Source organism: Variovorax sp. P2_H12 (assembly GCF_056403395.1).
On sequence record NZ_JBFUFO010000008.1, the window covers coordinates 113,539 to 129,213 of the forward strand.

At 68.6% G+C, this 15,675-nt stretch carries 16 protein-coding genes; 9 read left to right on the forward strand and 7 right to left on the reverse strand.

Annotation, left to right across the window (positions count from 1 at the left end):
- Positions 1 to 125: 125 nt before the first annotated feature.
- From coaBC to AC1DYK_RS07430, 3 genes are all read left to right on the forward strand, one after another.
- On the forward strand, positions 126 to 1,355 hold the full coding sequence (gene coaBC, locus AC1DYK_RS07420) for a bifunctional phosphopantothenoylcysteine decarboxylase/phosphopantothenate--cysteine ligase CoaBC (RefSeq protein WP_478165666.1): 1,230 nt from the start codon (positions 126 to 128) through the stop codon (positions 1,353 to 1,355).
- A gap of 37 nt (positions 1,356 to 1,392) precedes the next feature.
- On the forward strand, positions 1,393 to 1,839 hold the full coding sequence (dut, locus tag AC1DYK_RS07425; protein ID WP_478088553.1) for a dUTP diphosphatase: 447 nt from the start codon (positions 1,393 to 1,395) through the stop codon (positions 1,837 to 1,839).
- A gap of 195 nt (positions 1,840 to 2,034) precedes the next feature.
- Positions 2,035 to 2,526, forward strand: a complete 492-nt coding sequence (locus tag AC1DYK_RS07430; protein WP_478165667.1) for an outer membrane lipoprotein — start codon at positions 2,035 to 2,037, stop codon at positions 2,524 to 2,526.
- Positions 2,527 to 2,586: 60 nt separating this feature from the next.
- On the opposite strand, the gene AC1DYK_RS07435 is transcribed toward AC1DYK_RS07430, so the two are convergent.
- Positions 2,587 to 3,111 carry an FKBP-type peptidyl-prolyl cis-trans isomerase gene (locus AC1DYK_RS07435; protein WP_478165668.1) on the reverse strand — a complete coding sequence of 175 codons (525 nt, stop codon included), beginning with the start codon at positions 3,109 to 3,111 and terminating at the stop codon, positions 2,587 to 2,589.
- Positions 3,112 to 3,125: 14 nt separating this feature from the next.
- On the opposite strand from AC1DYK_RS07435, the gene AC1DYK_RS07440 reads away from it, so the two are divergent.
- From AC1DYK_RS07440 to AC1DYK_RS07450, 3 genes are all read left to right on the forward strand, one after another.
- A complete protein-coding gene (locus AC1DYK_RS07440) occupies positions 3,126 to 4,265 on the forward strand; it encodes a JmjC domain-containing protein (protein ID WP_478165669.1) in 1,140 nt (379 codons plus the stop codon).
- A complete protein-coding gene (locus AC1DYK_RS07445; RefSeq protein ID WP_478165670.1) occupies positions 4,255 to 4,758 on the forward strand; it encodes a hypothetical protein in 504 nt (167 codons plus the stop codon). The genes AC1DYK_RS07440 and AC1DYK_RS07445 overlap by 11 nt, the downstream gene beginning before the upstream one ends.
- 93 nt (positions 4,759 to 4,851) lie before the next feature.
- A complete protein-coding gene (locus AC1DYK_RS07450) occupies positions 4,852 to 5,100 on the forward strand; it encodes a hypothetical protein (RefSeq protein ID WP_478165671.1) in 249 nt (82 codons plus the stop codon).
- Positions 5,101 to 5,246: 146 nt separating this feature from the next.
- Here AC1DYK_RS07450 and AC1DYK_RS07455 read toward each other — a convergent pair whose 3' ends face one another.
- From AC1DYK_RS07455 to AC1DYK_RS07480, 6 genes are all read right to left on the reverse strand, one after another.
- Entirely contained in the window at positions 5,247 to 6,023 is a 777-nt protein-coding gene (locus AC1DYK_RS07455; RefSeq protein ID WP_478165672.1) for an MBL fold metallo-hydrolase, read from the reverse strand.
- Positions 6,024 to 6,030: 7 nt separating this feature from the next.
- Positions 6,031 to 7,113 (reverse strand): outer membrane protein assembly factor BamC, encoded by a 1,083-nt coding sequence (gene bamC / locus AC1DYK_RS07460; RefSeq protein ID WP_478165673.1) that lies wholly within the window; start codon positions 7,111 to 7,113, stop codon positions 6,031 to 6,033.
- 118 nt (positions 7,114 to 7,231) lie between these two features.
- On the reverse strand, positions 7,232 to 8,158 hold the full coding sequence (dapA, locus tag AC1DYK_RS07465) for a 4-hydroxy-tetrahydrodipicolinate synthase (RefSeq protein ID WP_478165674.1): 927 nt from the start codon (positions 8,156 to 8,158) through the stop codon (positions 7,232 to 7,234).
- Between the two features lie 41 nt (positions 8,159 to 8,199).
- Positions 8,200 to 8,754 (reverse strand): class I SAM-dependent methyltransferase, encoded by a 555-nt coding sequence (locus AC1DYK_RS07470; RefSeq protein WP_478165675.1) that lies wholly within the window; start codon positions 8,752 to 8,754, stop codon positions 8,200 to 8,202.
- The gene (locus AC1DYK_RS07475) at positions 8,751 to 8,900 is read right to left on the reverse strand and encodes a hypothetical protein (protein ID WP_478165676.1); all 150 of its coding nucleotides are present in this window, start codon (positions 8,898 to 8,900) and stop codon (positions 8,751 to 8,753) included. The genes AC1DYK_RS07470 and AC1DYK_RS07475 overlap by 4 nt, the downstream gene beginning before the upstream one ends.
- An 8-nt stretch (positions 8,901 to 8,908) precedes the next feature.
- Positions 8,909 to 10,123, reverse strand: a complete 1,215-nt coding sequence (locus AC1DYK_RS07480) for an MFS transporter (RefSeq protein ID WP_478165677.1) — start codon at positions 10,121 to 10,123, stop codon at positions 8,909 to 8,911.
- Between the two features lie 140 nt (positions 10,124 to 10,263).
- Between AC1DYK_RS07480 and AC1DYK_RS07485 the strand changes: the two genes are divergently transcribed.
- From AC1DYK_RS07485 to parC, 3 genes are all read left to right on the forward strand, one after another.
- Entirely contained in the window at positions 10,264 to 12,261 is a 1,998-nt protein-coding gene (locus AC1DYK_RS07485; protein ID WP_478165678.1) for a DNA topoisomerase IV subunit B, read from the forward strand.
- 85 nt (positions 12,262 to 12,346) lie between these two features.
- Positions 12,347 to 13,210 carry a lytic transglycosylase domain-containing protein gene (locus AC1DYK_RS07490; protein WP_478165679.1) on the forward strand — a complete coding sequence of 288 codons (864 nt, stop codon included), beginning with the start codon at positions 12,347 to 12,349 and terminating at the stop codon, positions 13,208 to 13,210.
- 76 nt (positions 13,211 to 13,286) lie between these two features.
- Entirely contained in the window at positions 13,287 to 15,671 is a 2,385-nt protein-coding gene (parC, locus tag AC1DYK_RS07495; protein ID WP_478165680.1) for a DNA topoisomerase IV subunit A, read from the forward strand.
- Positions 15,672 to 15,675: the final 4 nt, after the last annotated feature.

A 15,675-nucleotide genomic window follows, 5' to 3' on the forward strand; every position in this document is an offset into this window, starting at 1 on the left:
GTTCCGGACGCAGATCCGGGAAGTGGGAAATAGGGATTATAGATGTGGGGCATTGCTCGCCCCCTGATGGCGCCCCGCACTCGACGGCCCCCCGGCGTTCATCCCCGGCGCTTTAAACTCCTTAGATGCAACAAGAACTCGTTGGCAAACACATCGTCCTGGGTCTCACGGGGGGCATCGCCTGCTACAAGTCGGCCGAATTGTGCCGGCTGCTGGTGAAGGCCGGCGCCACGGTGCAGGTCGTGATGACCGAGGCGGCCGAGCAGTTCATCACGCCGGTGACCATGCAGGCGCTGTCGGGGCGGCCGGTCTACGGCTCGCAGTGGGATGTGCGCGAGCCCAACAACATGCCGCACATCAACCTGAGCCGCGAGGCCGATGCCATCGTGCTGGCGCCCGCCAGTGCCGATTTCATCGCCCGGCTGGTGCAGGGGCGCTCCGACGAATTGCTGAGCCTGCTGTGCCTGGCGCGCCCGGCCGAGCGGGTGCCGCTCCTGATCGCGCCGGCCATGAACCGCGAGATGTGGATCCATCCGGCGACCCAGCGCAACCTGCGCCAGGTCGATGCCGACGGCGCGCGCGTGCTGGGCGTGGGCAACGGCTGGCAGGCCTGCGGCGAGACCGGCGACGGCCGCATGCTGGAGGCCGAGCAGCTGCTCGAGGAAGTGATCGCCCAGTTCCAGCCCAAGGTGCTGGCGGGCCAGCAGGTGGTCGTGACCGCCGGGCCGACCTTCGAGGCGCTCGACCCGATCCGCGGCATCACCAATCATTCATCGGGCAAGATGGGCTTCGCCATCGCCCGTGCCGCGCGCGATGCCGGTGCCGAGGTCACGCTGGTGGCCGGCCCGGTGCACCTGGCGACGCCGCGCGGCGTGCGCCGCGTTGACGTGCTGTCGGCCCGCGAGATGCTCGACGCGACCCTGCAGGCCGTGCAGGCGGCCTCGATCTTCGTCGCCACTGCGGCCGTGGCCGACTGGCGCCCGGCTTCGCACAGCGAGCAGAAGATCAAGAAGGATGGCAGCGGCAAGCCGCCGGTGCTGCACTTCGTCGAGAACGACGACATCCTGCTGACCGTCGCCCAGGGTGCGCGCGCCCAGGGCGGCCAGCTGTTCTGCGTCGGCTTCGCGGCCGAGAGCGAAAATCTGGAAGCCCATGCCAAGGCCAAGCGCGAGCGCAAGGGCATTCCGCTGCTGGTCGGAAACATCGGTCCGCTCACCTTCGGGCAGGACGACAACAGCCTGCTGCTGGTCGACGCCCACGGCGTGCGCGAATTGCCGCGCGCGCCCAAGCTCACGCTGGCGCGCGATCTGGTGGCCGAGATCGCGGCCCGCCTTCCCACCGCCGGTTCGCGTTGAACCGGCCCTCTCTCATCACACGCACAGGTCACAAGAATTGAAAGTCGACGTTCGCATCCTCGATCCCCGCATGCAGGACCAGCTGCCTGCCTACGCCACGCCCGGCAGTGCCGGGCTGGACCTCCGGGCCTGCCTCGACGCGCCCATCACGCTGGAGCCCAATGCCTGGCAACTGGTGGGCACGGGCATCGCGATCCACCTGGCCGATCCGGGCTTCGCGGCGCTGATCCTGCCGCGCTCGGGACTGGGCCACAAGCACGGCATCGTGCTCGGCAACCTGGTCGGCCTGATCGACAGCGACTACCAGGGCGAGCTCAAGATCAGCGCCTGGAACCGCAGCGACACGCCCTTCGTGCTGCAGCCCATGGAGCGGCTCGCCCAACTGGTGATCGTGCCGGTGGTGCAGGCGGCGTTCCAGGTGGTGGCCGATTTCCCGCCCAGCGAACGGGGCGAGGGCGGCTACGGATCGACAGGCAAGCACTGAACACCCGAGGTCGGCACCTGTAGGCCGTCGCCTTCAGGCGAGCGTCTCGCAGGGCCACACGTAAAGAGCGGAACCGGCGATGGCCTTTCGCCTTCGAAGGTATCAAGCTGTGTCGAGGTCATCCCGCATGCCTCTGCCGCGTTGAATTCCCATCCGGCCTGCATTGGCCCCCAGTTTCCTGAGGAGCAAAACACCATGAAGATTCCCGTCCGCCTCGTTTCCGTCGGCGCCTCCGTCCTGGCACTGGCCGCGCTGACGGCCTGCGTCGCGCCGGCACCGGTCTACCAGACCACCAGCTACCCCTATCAACCGGTGCAGCCGATGCCGCAGGGCCACTATGTCGAGTACGGCCGTGTCGCCAACATCGAGGTGATCCAGAGCCAGTCTTCGGGCGCGGCGCCGAGCGGCGCCGGCGCGGTGGTCGGCGGTCTGGCCGGCGGCGTGCTCGGCCACCAGGTCGGCAGCGGCCGCGGCAATACCGCGGCGACCATCGCCGGTGCGGTCGGCGGTGCGCTGATCGGCAACGCGGTCGAGGCCAACAACAATGCGCCGCGCACCTACCAGAGCTTCCGGGTCTCGGTTCAGACCGACAACGGCGGCTTCCGCGCCTTCGACGTGCCGAGCCCGGGCGACCTGCGCGTGGGCGATCGCGTTCGCATCGACAACGGCCAGATCTCGCGCTTCTGATCGAGGCCCAGGCGCGAAAAAGCCGGGCAGGGCCCGGCTTTTTTTCGTTTGCGTCGCGGCTCAGTGCAGCAGGTCGTTGCCCGGCGCGGTGGTCGGGACCTTGAAGAATCCGGTGCCCGCCGTGGCGCGGCCGATTTCTTCTTCGGTGGCTTCGCGCACCGACTTCACGGTCATGTCGAGCCGGATCGCGATGCCCGCCAGCGGATGGTTGCCGTCCAGCACCAGATGCTCGGGATAGATCTCGCTCACGGTGTAGAGCACGTCCTTGGGCATGTCGGGGTTCACGCCCTTGGGCAGCGCCGTGCCGTCGAAGCTCATGCCTTCCTCGGTCTCGGGCGGGAACAGCGAGCGCGGCTCCAGAAAGAGCAACTGGTCGTTGAAGTCGCCGAAGGCCTGTTCGGGTTCGAGCTGCAACTGGACCCGGGCGCCCGGCTCATGGCCGAACAGGGCGGCCTCGATGGCGTCGAAGAGATCGTCGCCGCCGACCAGGAACTCCACCGGGTCGTCGAGCACGTCCAGGACTTCGCCCAAGGTGTCTTTCAGTGTCCAGGTCAGGCCGACCACGCATTGTTCAGTGATTTCCATTGGACAATTCTCCCATGGAGATTGATCTACCCCTGTCCCTGCTCGGCGGCCTCAGCGCCCGCCAGTTCATGCGACGCCACTGGCAGAAGAAGCCTCTGCTGGTCCGCCAGGCCGTGCCCGGCATGGTGCCACCAATCGCACGCTCTGCGTTGTTCGACCTGGCCGCCCGCGAGGAGGTCGAGTCCCGGTTGATTCGCCACCGCGATGCCGGCTGGACCCTGAAGCACGGGCCTTTTGCGCGCCGCGCCTTGCCCGGGCTCCAGCAGCCCGGCTGGACCCTGCTGGTGCAGGGCGTGGATCTGCACGATCAAGGCGTTCATGAACTGTTGCAACAGTTCCGTTTTGTTCCCGATGCCCGGCTCGATGACCTGATGATCAGCTATGCGAGCGATACCGGCGGCGTCGGGCCGCATTTCGACAGCTACGACGTGTTCCTGCTGCAGGCGCAGGGACGGCGTCGCTGGTCGATCGGCAAGCAGCGCGACCTCGGCCTGCAGCCCGACGTGCCGCTCAAGATCCTGGCCCGCTTCGAAGCCGAGCAGACCTTCGTCCTCGAGCCCGGCGACATGCTCTACCTGCCGCCGCGCTATGCGCACGACGGTGTCGCGGTCGGAGGCGACTGCATGACCTGCTCGATCGGCTTGCGTGCGCCGGCCGCCGCGCCGCTCGGCGCCGACCTGTTGTCGCGCATTGCCGAGGCGCACGCGGATGCGCTGCAGGACGAACCGGCTCGCGCCGCGGTGCACTACCGCGACCCGTCCCAGGACGCACTCGCGACGCCGGCCGCCATGCCTCAGGCGCTGCAGGCCTTCGCGCGCGAGGCGGTGCTGGCTGCCGTGCGCGACGGCGAGGTCATCGACCGCGCGCTCGGCGAATCGATGACCGAGCCGAAGCCGACGGTCTGGTTCGATGCCGGCGAGCTGCCGCAGCGCTGGAACGAGGTGGCGCTGGACCGTCGCACGCGCATGCTTTACGACGCGCGCCATCTCTACATCAACGGCGAGAGCTTCCGGGCCGCGGGCCGCGACGCCACGCTGATGCGGCGGCTGGCCGACCAGCGAACGCTCGGGGCGCGCGATCTGGCGGGCGCCAGCGAGGATGCGCTCGCGCTGCTGGGCGACTGGTGCGAAGCGGGGTGGTTGCATGCCGGATGACGCGGTCGGTGTCGACCTGCCCGAAGGCGCCTTCGATGGCCGCCAGGCCTTCCAGGCGCACCTGCATGCCGCGCTCGAGGCGGCAGCGCGCCAGAACTGGCGCGAGATCGTGCTGGCCGACCCCGACTTCCTGGACTGGCCGCTCGGCGAGCGCGCGAGCGTCGAGGCCCTGCAGGCCTGGTCCGCCGCCGGGCGCAGCTTCGTCCTGCTGGCGCAGCGATTCGACGTCTTCGCCCGCGAACATGCGCGCTTCGTCCATTGGCGTCGGATGTGGAGCCATATCGTCGATTGCCGCGCCTGCCATGGCCCCGGGCTGCCGCAGGTGCCCAGCGCGATCTGGACGCCCAGCTGGTTCCTCCAGCGCATCGACGTCGAGCACGCGCGAGGCGTCTGCGGCAGCGCGCCGCAAGCGCGGCGCGCCCTGCGCGAGCGCATCGACGAATGCCTGCGCCACGCCAAGCTGGCCTTTCCCGCGGACACGCTGGGCTTGTAAGCCAATGCCGCGAATCGCACCGGATCGGGGCGTCGGGCCTGAGCGCGGGTCTAGAATTTTTTCCTCTGCCATCTTCATCCAAAGGAGCCCCCAATGAAGAAGTCCGCCCTGCTCGCTTCGCTGATCGCCGCTGCCGCATTGACTGCGTGCGGCAAGAAGGAAGAGTCGGCGCCGGCGGTGGTCGCGCCACCTCCCGCACAGGTCGCGCCGCCGGCCGCACCTGCCGCGCCTGCCGCGCCCGCAACAGCGCCATCCGCCGAATCGTCTTCCGCGCTGGACGCCGCCAATCAGGCGACCGAGGCCGCGAAGAAGAATGCCGAGACCCCGCCCGCCAAGCCCTGAGGGCTGATCCACCACCCGAAAAAAAGCCGCCCCCGGGCGGCTTTTTCATTCAGGGGCTCAGGCTCAGGCCGGCGCCGGGCCGCCCCAAGGCGGCCTGCGGCCCCCTCGGGGGGCAGCGACTACACGAAGTGAGGGAGCGTGGGGGCTTATAGATCAAGCCAGGGCGAGCCTTCGGCGGCCGTGGCGGTGAGCATGTCCTGCTCGGTGGCGCCCAGCGCTTCAGCCATCACGCGGCGCACGATCTCGGGCCGGTTGTTCTGTTCGCTCAGGTGCGCCGCCAGGACATGGCGCAGGCCGCCGTGGTGCACGGCGCGCGCAATGGCCGCGGCCGCGGCGTTCGAGAGATGCCCGTAGTTGCCGCCGACGCGCTGCTTGAGGAAGGGCGGATAGGCCGAGCCGGCCAGCAGGTCGCTGTCGTGGTTGAACTCGAGCAGGAGGGCGTCGAGGCCCATCAGGCGGGCCAGCACGTGTGGCGTCGCGTGGCCCAGGTCGGTCAGCACGCCGAGGCTGCGCGCGCCGTCGGTGCAGCGCAGCTGCAGGGGCTCGCGCGCATCGTGCGGCACGGTGAAGGGCTGGATGCAAAGATCGCCGACCTCGATGTCGACGCTGTCGCGGGCGAGTTGCAGGCGGCCTTCGAAATCGTGCCCGCCGGTTGCGAGCCAGGTGCCCTCGCTCATCCAGACCGGGATCCGCTCGCGGCGCGACAAGGCCCGCGCGCAGCCGATGTGGTCGCCGTGCTCGTGCGTGATGAAGATGGCGTCGATGTCGCCGGCGGCGAGCCCGGCCCGCGCCAGCCGCGTATCCAGATGCCGCAGCGCGAAGCCGCAGTCGACCAGCACCCGCGAGATGCGGCCGCCGCTGGACGCCTCGACCAGCGTGGCATTGCCGGTGCTGCCGCTGCCCAGACTGCGGAAGCGCAGCATCGACCGGCTACTTCAGGTCGTCGGCAATCACCTGCACGATGCGTTGCGCATTGGCGGTGCTGTCGGCTGCGCCGGCTTCGTTCAGAACCGACACCGTGCTGGTCTCGCCCTGGCCCTTGACCAGGATGCGGAACTTGAGCGGCGCGTCGGTCTTGCTCGAGCCGAAGCTCAACAGCTTGGAGAAGATGGTCGGTTCCGACTTGTTGGGGTTCGGCGGCACGTAGCGCACGAAGTAGGTGCCGGCGGCGCGGTCGCGGTCTTCCACCGTGAAGCCGGTGCGGTCGAGCGCCAGGCCGACACGGCGCCAGGCGCGTTCGAAGTTGTCGTTGATCTGCACCACCGGCTGGCCGCCGATGTTGGCGATCTTGGCCGTCTGCGGCGCTGCGCCGGTGGCGGCGAGGACCTTCGACTGCTCTTGCGAGACACCCAGCTTGACCATCAGGCGGCGCAGGAATTCGGCTTCGAGTTCAGGATCGCTGGCGCGCGGCTGCCAGGTGGTCTGGTCCTTGCGCGAGCTGCTGTAGACCTCTTCCATGCCGCGGTGGCTGATGAAGATCTCGGTGCCATTGGGCGTGCGTTCCAGCCGGGTGCGGAAGCGGTCGAGCTCGCCGGTCGAATAGACCGAGTCGAGCAGCTTGCCGATCGTGCTGCGAAGGATGTCCTGCGGCAGCTTGGCGCGGTTCTCGGCCCAGTCGGTTTCCATGATGCCGAGGTTGCGCTGGTCGGAGGTGAGCAGGAAGCCGCTCTCCAGCCAGAAGTCGCGCACCGGGTCCCAGAGCTGGTCGGCCGGCCGGTTGATGACCAGCCAGCGCTGCGTGCCGGCACGTTCCATGCGCACATCGCCGACCGAGCTGACGGCGGTCGGCAGGCTCGGCGAATTGGCGAGGCCGGCCTGGTAGGAGTTGGCCGTGACCGCACCGCCCGGCACCGCATAGCGGTTGTCGCGCGACAGCTGCGTCAGGTCGGGCGGCACTTCGAGGGTCGGGGCCTTGCCGGCGCTCTTGTAGTCGATCTTGTCGCTCTCGAGGGCCGAACAGGCGGCGAGGCTGGCGACCAGGGCCAGCAATGCGAATCGCGAAATGGTTTTCAACGTCTGCTTCCTTTTTGGAATGTTGAGCTCGATCGATGGGCGCGGCGCCCGCTTCTTCAGAGCGCGGACCGGGCAAAAAGGTTGCCGGCGTCCGCGAACGCCCGCTGTAAAGAGGGGGTCAGTTCTTGAGGAGGCCGCTGGCGCGCAACGCGGATTCGACCACCGGCCGGCTGGCTTCGGCCAGTTCGGTGAGGGGCAGGCGCAGCGCGCCGCCGCACAGGCCGAGCCGTGCCATCGCCCACTTGAGCGGAATCGGGTTCGGCTCGACGAACAGGTGGCGGTGCAGCGGCATCAGTTCGAACTGGATCTGCATGGCGCGCTTCACGTCGCCGGCGATCGCGGCCACGCACAGTTCGTGCATCTTGCGCGGCGCGATGTTGGCCGTGACGCTGATGTTGCCCTGGCCGCCGCACAGCATCAGCGCGACCGCGGTCGGGTCGTCGCCGGAGTACACGGCAAAGCGCTTCGGCAGGTCGCGGATCAGCCACTGGGCGCGTTCGATGTTGCCGGTTGCTTCCTTGATGCCGATGATGCCGGGCACTTGCGCCAGCCTCAGCACGGTATCGTGCGCCATGTCGGCGACGGTTCGGCCGGGCACGTTGTAGAGCACCGTCGGCAGGTCGCCCACCGCTTCGGCGATCGCCTTGAAGTGCTGGTACTGGCCTTCCTGCGTCGGCTTGTTGTAGTAGGGCACCACCTGGAGCTGGCAATCGGCGCCCACGCCCCTGGCGAACTTGGCGAGCTCGATGGCTTCCTTGGTGGAATTGGCGCCGCAGCCGGCCATCACGGGCACGCGGCCGCGCGCCTGTTCGACCGAGACGCGGATGATCTCGCAATGCTCTTCGACGTCGACCGTCGGCGATTCGCCGGTGGTGCCGACGACGCCGAGACAATCGGTGCCTTCGTCGATGTGCCAGTCGATCAGCCGGCGCAGGGCGGGGTAGTCGACACTGCCGTCGTCATGCATCGGCGTGACGAGCGCAACGATGCTGCCTGTCAGTTGCTCCAAGGGAATCTCTTTGTGGGTTGCCCGAAAAGCAGCCATTCTACTGATCTGGCCGCCTCCGCCGGGAAGGGGTGGCCCGGCTAAGCCGGCAGGAGCAGGTGGCGCGGCGGTGTCGCAGACGGTGCGGCGGGCGGCCGCACGGCTGCAATGCGCTGGACGAAACGCTCGGGTTCGGGCAGGAAACCGTCCTCGTAGGCCACCACGCGCAGGCCGGCGCAGGCGGCCAGCAGTTCGCCGGGCTGGAGCAGGAAGTCCGGCCGCGATGGCTTGCCGACGCTCTCGTTGCCCGCCGCAAAGGTTTCATAAAGCAAAACGCCGCCGGGCGCGACCGCCGCGACGATGTCCGGCAGGCGCGGGCGCCAGAGGTAGTTGGTGACGATCACCGCGCCGAAAAGCCGGCCTTCGAAGGGCCAGGGGCCGTCCTCGATGTCGGCCTGAACGGCGCGACCGAACGATGCCGCGGCATCGATCGCGTCCTGCGAGCGGTCGACGCCTGTAGCGGGGTGGCCGCGGTCGCCGAACCAGCGCATGTGGCGGCCGCTGCCGCAGGCGACGTCCAGCACCGTGGCGCCGGGCGCCAGCAGGTGCGACCAGCGCACGATCCAGGGCGAGGGTGCGAGTGCGGCGTGGTTCAAAAGCAGGCCCAGATCTGGTCGGCCAGCGTCACCAGGAAGCCCGGACGCGTGTAGAGCGCGAACACGCCCGCCAGCGCGAGCGCGGCGGCGCCCAGCCAGCCGGCGTGGACGAGGCGATGGCGGGTGGGGCGGGTGGTTTCAGACATGTCTGTGGTCAAGCAGGTTGGATTCTCGGTCGCAAAATCGCGTTTTCCTTGACCGGCAGGTTGATCAGCGCAGCCATCACGCCGAGCCCGATCGAGACGTACCAGACCAGGTCGTAGCTGCCCAGCCGGTCGTACAGATAGCCGCCCAGCCAGACCCCCAGGAAGGAGCCGACCTGGTGGCTCAGGAAGACGAAGCCGCCCAGCATCGACAGGTGGGCGACGCCGAAGATCTGGGCCACGATGCCGCTGGTCAGCGGCACGGTCGAGAGCCACAGGAAGCCCATCGCGGCGGCGAACACGTAGACCGAGAGCGGCGACAGCGGCGCCAGCAGGAAGACGGCGATCGCCGCCGCGCGGCTCAGGTAGATGGCCGCCAGCAGCTTGCGCTTGGCCAGCCGGGAGCCCAGCGCGCCCGCGGTGTAGGTGCCGAAGATGTTGAACAGGCCGATCAGCGCCAGCGCATAGCTGGCCACCTCGGGCGAGAGCCCCTTGTCGCGCAGGTAGCTCGGCATGTGAATGCCGATGAACGCCAACTGGAAGCCGCAGACGAAGTAGCCCGCCGTCAGCATCACGAAACTGGGGTACCTGAAGGCCTCCTGCACCGCCTGCGCGATGGTCTGTTCGCGCTTGCCGCTGGCGGCGGCGAGCCGCGGTTCGCGCAGCGCGTAGGCCAGCGGGATGATCAGCAGCACCATCGCCGCCAGCGCCAGCAGCGCGGTCTGCCAGCCGAGCCGGGCGATCAGCTGGCCCTCGACCGGCACCATGAGGAACTGGCCGAAGGAGCCGGCGGCGGCCGCCACGCCCATGGCCCAGGAGCGGCGCTCGGCCGGGACCTGGCGCCCGATCACGCCGTAGATCACGGCGTAGGTGGTGCCGGCCTGGGCGGCGCCGATCAGCACGCCGGTGGTCAGCGCGAACAGCAGCGGCGTGTGCGACAGCGCCATGCCGGCCAGTCCCAGCGCATAGAGCACGGCGCCGGCCACCAGCACCCGGAAGGCGCCGAGCTTGTCGGCCAGCATGCCGGCGAAGACGCCGATCACGCCCCAGGAAAGGTTCTGGATGGCGAGCGCGAGCGAAAAGGCCTGCCGCGTCCATCCCTGGTCCTGGGTGATCGGCTGGAGCCAGAGGCCGAAACCGTGTCGGATTCCCATCGACAGGGTGACGATCATGGCGCCGCAGATGAGCACCCGCTGGATGCCGAGCGGCTGGGAAGAAGAGGTCATTGCGGAAAATGTACCCAAAAGCCGGGATCGGCGTCGGGCGCCTGCCGGCGGCGATTGTTGAAATTTTCGGCGGCCTTTGATGCGGTCCGCGCGCCGGGGCCCGCGGGCGGCCCCGGAACCAAGGCCTAGAATCCCGCGCCATGGCAAGCAAGGAACCAGGCAGTTACGGCGAGGCGTCGATTCGCGTCCTCAAGGGCCTCGAGCCCGTCAAGCAGCGGCCGGGCATGTACACCCGCACCGACAACCCGCTGCACATCATTCAGGAAGTACTGGACAACGCGGCCGACGAGGCGCTCGCGGGCTACGGCAAGAAGATCAAGGTCACACTGCATACCGATGGCTCGGTCAGCGTCGAGGACGATGGCCGCGGCATTCCGTTCGGCCTGCATCCGGAAGAGAAGGCGCCGGTGGTCGAGCTGGTGTTCACCCGGCTGCATGCGGGCGGCAAGTTCGACAAGGGCTCGGGCGGCGCCTACAGCTTCTCGGGCGGCCTGCACGGGGTCGGCGTGTCGGTGACCAATGCGCTGTCGACCCGGCTCGAAGTCGTCTCCTACCGCGAAGGCTCGGTGGCGCAGCTGGCCTTCTCGGCCGGCGACGTGATCGAGCCACTGAAGCTTCGACCGCAGGAAAGCGCGGCCGGCTCGAACGGCGATGGCCCGCGCGACCGCAAGCAGGGCACCACGGTGCGCGCCTGGCCGGATCCGAAGTACTTCGAGTCCGCCGCGCTGCCGATCAACGAGCTGACCCATCTGCTGCGCAGCAAGGCGGTGCTGATGCCCGGCGTCACGGTGACGCTGGTGGTCGAGAAGACCAAGGACGTCCAGACCTGGCTCTACAAGGGCGGCCTGCGCGACTACCTGATGCAGACCCTCAACGGCGAGCCGGTGATCCCGCTGTTCGAAGGTGCGGGCCATGCCGACAAGAACGCCGACAACTTCGCCGAAGGCGAGGGCGCCGACTGGTGCGTGGCCTTCACCGAGGATGGCCAGCCGGTGCGCGAGAGCTACGTCAACCTGATCCCGACCAGCGCCGGCGGCACCCACGAGAGCGGATTGCGGGACGGCCTGTTCAACGCGGTCAAGAGCTTCATCGAGCTGCATTCGCTGCTGCCCAAGGGCGTCAAGCTGCTGCCCGAGGACGTGTTCGCACGCGCTTCGTACGTGCTGTCGGCCAAGGTGCTCGACCCCCAGTTCCAGGGCCAGATCAAGGAACGGCTCAACTCGCGCGACGCGGTGCGACTGGTGTCCAGCTTCGTGCGGCCCGCGCTCGAGCTGTGGCTGAACCAGCACGTGGACTACGGCAGGAAGCTCGCCGAACTGGCCATCAAGGCCGCGCAGACGCGGCAGAAGGCCGGGCAGAAAGTCGAGAAGCGCAAGGGCTCCGGCGTGGCCGTGCTGCCCGGCAAGCTGACCGACTGCGAGAGCAAGGACATCGCGCACAACGAGGTCTTCCTGGTCGAGGGCGATTCGGCCGGCGGCAGCGCCAAGATGGGCCGCGACAAGGAAAGCCAGGCCATCCTGCCGCTGCGCGGCAAGGTGCTGAACACCTGGGAAGTCGAGCGCGACCGGCTGTTCGCCAACACCGAAATCCACGACATCTCGGTGGCGGTCGGCGTCGATCCGCACGGGCCCAACGACACGCCCGACATGTCGGGCCTGCGTTACGGCAAGGTCTGCATCCTGAGCGATGCCGATGTCGACGGCTCGCACATCCAGGTGCTGCTGCTGACCTTGTTCTTCCGCCATTTCCCGAAGCTGATCGAGGCCGGCCACGTGTACGTGGCCAAGCCGCCCCTGTTCCGGGTCGACGCGCCGGCGCGCGGCAAGAAGCCGGCCTCCAAGTTCTATGCGCTCGACGAGGGCGAGCTCACGGCGATCCTCGACAAGCTGCGCAAGGACGGCGTGCGCGAAGGCGCCTGGAGCATCAGCCGCTTCAAGGGGCTGGGCGAGATGAACGCCGAGCAGTTGTGGGAGACCACGCTGAACCCCGACACGCGGCGGCTGCTCCAGGTGCGGCTGGGGCGCTTCGACACCCAGGGCACCGAGGGCGAGATCACCAAGCTGATGGGCAAGGGCGAAGCCGCCGCCCGCCGCGAACTGATGGAACTGCGCGCCGATGATGTCGAGATCGACGTCTAGGCCGGCGCCGGGCCATGAACATTTTGTGACGCTGTGAGCGGTCGGACAGGCCCGTAGCCATCCATAGTGCCGCATGGCAAACCTCATGAGAGCCCTTGGACGCTTCCTGCTGCTGTCGGCGCTGCTGCTGATCGCGGCGCAGCGCGTCCACGCCGCCGACGTCTTCGGCTACATCGACGACAAGGGCGTGGCGCATTTCGCATCGGAGCAGATCGATCCGCGCTACCAGCTCTTCTTTCGGGGCGGCCAGAGCTTCGACACGGCCAAGGGCCTCGGCCTGCCCCGGCTGGGCGCGAAGGGCGTGATCGACGGCAAGGTGCCGCCTGCTTCGCAGGCGCTGCTGGCGTTGTTCGAGGCCTCGCCGAACTACAGGCCCGCGCAGGGCGCACTGCGCGATGCGGCGCGGCGCCATTCGATCGACTACGAGCTGCTGCAGGCGCTGGTCGCGACCGAGTCGGGATTCGATGCGCAGGCCGTGTCGCCCAAGGGCGCATTGGGTTTGATGCAGGTGATGCCGGCCACCGCGCAGCGCTATGGCGTCACGACGGACAGGCGGGCGACGATCGAGAAGAAGCTCTTCGACCCGCACATCAACGTCGCCACCGGCTCGCGCTACCTGGGCGATCTGCTCGCGATGTTTCCCGGCCAGATCGAGCTGGCGCTGGCGGCCTACAACGCGGGCGAGGGCGCGGTGCAGCGCGCCGGCAACAGGATCCCCAACTACCGCGAGACCCAGAACTACGTCGCGACCGTGCTGCAGCTCTACGCCTACCTGAAGCCTTCGGCGCCGCACGGGCGCGGCAATGCGCCCGGCCGCATCCGCATGGAAATGACGGTGCCGCAGGGCGGCGCGCTCGGACGTGGCAACATGCCGTCCGAACCGCGCGGCGTGCCGGCGCTGCCCGCCGATGCCGGGCCGGTGCCTGAAACGCCTGCCGAAACGGAATAAGTCGGCGGCGATCCGGACACCGGGCTGAGCGCAAGGCGCAGGCTCCCTCCCTGAATTTCTTCATCATTCTTTTTCCATGGACTCTCAACCCACGCTCGATCTGCAGAGCCCCGAAGACGATGGCGCGCTGACGCTGGCCGACTACGCGCAGACCGCCTATCTCGAATACGCGCTCAGCGTGGTGAAGGGCCGCGCCTTGCCCGACGTCAGCGACGGCCAGAAACCGGTGCAGCGGCGCATCCTCTATTCGATGTCGCGCATGGGGCTGGGCTTCGGCGGTGCCAACGGCACCGTGGGCGCCAAGCCGGTGAAGAGCGCGCGCGTGGTGGGCGACGTGCTCGGCCGCTTCCATCCGCACAGCGACCAGGCCGCCTACGACGCGTTGGTGCGCATGGCGCAGGACTTCTCACAGCGCTATCCGCTGGTCGACGGCCAGGGCAACTTCGGCAGCCGCGACGGCGACGGCGCCGCGGCGATGCGCTACACCGAGGCGCGGCTGGCCCGCATCACGAGCCTCCTGCTCGACGAGATCGACGAGGGCACGGTCGACTTCATCGCCAACTACGACGGCTCGACCGAGGAGCCGCGCCTGCTGCCGGCACGGCTGCCGTTCACGCTGCTCAATGGCGCGAGCGGCATCGCCGTCGGCCTGGCGACCGAGATCCCGAGCCACAACCTGCGCGAGGTCGCCGACGCCTGCGTGGCGCTGATCAAGGCCAACGGCCAGCTGACCGACGAGGAACTGTTCACCCTGGTGCCCGGCCCCGACTATCCGGGCGGCGCGCAGATCATCAGCAGCGCGACCGACATCGCCGACGCCTATCGCACCGGCCGCGGCTCGCTCAAGGTGCGGGCCCGCTGGAAGATCGAGGAACTGGCGCGCGGCCAGTGGCAACTGGTGGTCAACGAGCTGCCGCCGGGCGTCAGCTCGCAGAAGGTGCTCGAAGAGATCGAGGAGCTCACCAACCCCAAGATCCGCGCCGGCAAGAAGGCGCTTTCGGCCGAGCAGACGCAACTGAAGGCCGCCGTGCTGTCGCTGCTCGACGTGGTGCGCGACGAGTCGAGCAAGGACGCGCCGGTGCGGCTGGTGTTCGAGCCCAAGACCTCGCGCATCAGCCAGGAGGAGTTCACCACGATGCTGCTGTCGCAGACCTCGCTGGAGAGCTCCTCGTCGATCAACCTCACGATGGTGGGCATCGACGGCAAGCCGACGCAGAAGTCGCTGCGCCAGATCCTCAACGAATGGATCGCCTTCCGCGAGATCACGGTCGAGAAGCGCTCGCGCCATCGGCTCGGCAAGGTGCAGGACCGCATCCACATCCTCGAAGGGCGGCAGCTGGTGCTGCTCAACATCGACGAGGTGATCGCGATCATCCGCGCCGCCGAGGATCCGAAGGCGGCCTTGATCGCGCGCTTCAACCTGAGCGACCGGCAGGCCGAGGACATTCTCGAGATCCGGCTGCGCCAGCTGGCGCGGCTGGAGGCGATCAAGATCGAGCAGGAGCTCAAGGGCCTGCGCGAGGAACAGAAGAAGCTCGAGGACATCCTCGGCAGCCCGGCCGCGCTGCGCCGCCTGCTGGTGAAGGAAATCGAGGCCGACGCGAAGAGCTTCGAGGACGCGCGCCGCACGCTGATCCAGGCCGAGAAGCGGGCCGTGGCCGAAGTGCGCGTGGTCGACGAGCCGGTGACGGTGATCGTGTCGCAGAAGGGCTGGGTGCGCACGCAGAAGGGCTGGGCCAGCGAGCGCGCCGCGGGCGCCGCGGCACCCGAGTACAGCTTCAAGTCGGGCGATACGCTGTATGGCGCCTTCGAATGCCGCTCGGTCGACACGCTGCTGGTCTTCGGCACCGCCAAGGACAAGGGCGTGCGCGTCTACAGCGTGCCCGTGGCGTCGCTGCCGGGCGGGCGCGGCGACGGCCAGCCGGTGACGACGCTGATCGACCTCGACAGCGGGACGCATGTCGCGCATTACTTCGCGGGCCCGCTGACCGCCAACCTGCTGCTCGCGAACACCGGCGGCTACGGCTTCATCGCGGCGGTCGAGAACATGATCTCGCGCCAGCGCGGCGGCAAGGCCTTCATCGACGTCGGCGAGGGCGAGCAGCTGTGCCGGCCGTCGCTGGTCGGCGGCGCCGGCGGCGCCGAGCCGCTGCCGGCGGCCACGCACGTGGCTTGCGCTTCGACCGGCGGCCGTATCCTGACCTTCGACATCGGCGAACTCAAGGCGCTGCCGAAGGGCGGCCGCGGGCTCACGCTGATCGATCTCGAGGCCAAGGACACGCTCGCGGGCGCGGCGGCCTACACCCGCAGCGTGAAGATCGAAGGCATCGGCCGCGGCGGCAAGGAGCGCGAGGAGGCGCTGGAGATCCGCACGCTCAACAACGCGCGCGGCACCCGGGCACGCAAGGGCAAGGCGGCCGATCTCGGCTTCAAGCCGACCGGCATCGTGCGCGTGCTGTAAGGGA

Bases quoted from the DNA above. Each gene is read 5' to 3' on its own strand.
- AC1DYK_RS07450 (WP_478165671.1), top strand. From the start codon at position 4,852: ATGAAGAAGTCCGCCCTGCTCGCTTCGCTGATCGCCGCTGCCGCATTG.
- AC1DYK_RS07445 (WP_478165670.1), top strand. From the start codon at position 4,255: ATGCCGGATGACGCGGTCGGTGTCGACCTGCCCGAAGGCGCCTTCGAT.
- parC (WP_478165680.1), top strand. From the start codon at position 13,287: ATGGACTCTCAACCCACGCTCGATCTGCAGAGCCCCGAAGACGATGGC.
- AC1DYK_RS07480 (WP_478165677.1), bottom strand. From the start codon at position 10,123: ATGACCTCTTCTTCCCAGCCGCTCGGCATCCAGCGGGTGCTCATCTGC.
- AC1DYK_RS07455 (WP_478165672.1), bottom strand. From the start codon at position 6,023: ATGCTGCGCTTCCGCAGTCTGGGCAGCGGCAGCACCGGCAATGCCACG.
- dapA (WP_478165674.1), bottom strand. From the start codon at position 8,158: ATGGCTGCTTTTCGGGCAACCCACAAAGAGATTCCCTTGGAGCAACTG.
- AC1DYK_RS07485 (WP_478165678.1), top strand. From the start codon at position 10,264: ATGGCAAGCAAGGAACCAGGCAGTTACGGCGAGGCGTCGATTCGCGTC.
- AC1DYK_RS07440 (WP_478165669.1), top strand. From the start codon at position 3,126: ATGGAGATTGATCTACCCCTGTCCCTGCTCGGCGGCCTCAGCGCCCGC.
- AC1DYK_RS07435 (WP_478165668.1), bottom strand. From the start codon at position 3,111: ATGGAAATCACTGAACAATGCGTGGTCGGCCTGACCTGGACACTGAAA.
- AC1DYK_RS07490 (WP_478165679.1), top strand. From the start codon at position 12,347: ATGAGAGCCCTTGGACGCTTCCTGCTGCTGTCGGCGCTGCTGCTGATC.
- AC1DYK_RS07430 (WP_478165667.1), top strand. From the start codon at position 2,035: ATGAAGATTCCCGTCCGCCTCGTTTCCGTCGGCGCCTCCGTCCTGGCA.
- coaBC (WP_478165666.1), top strand. From the start codon at position 126: ATGCAACAAGAACTCGTTGGCAAACACATCGTCCTGGGTCTCACGGGG.
- AC1DYK_RS07475 (WP_478165676.1), bottom strand. From the start codon at position 8,900: ATGTCTGAAACCACCCGCCCCACCCGCCATCGCCTCGTCCACGCCGGC.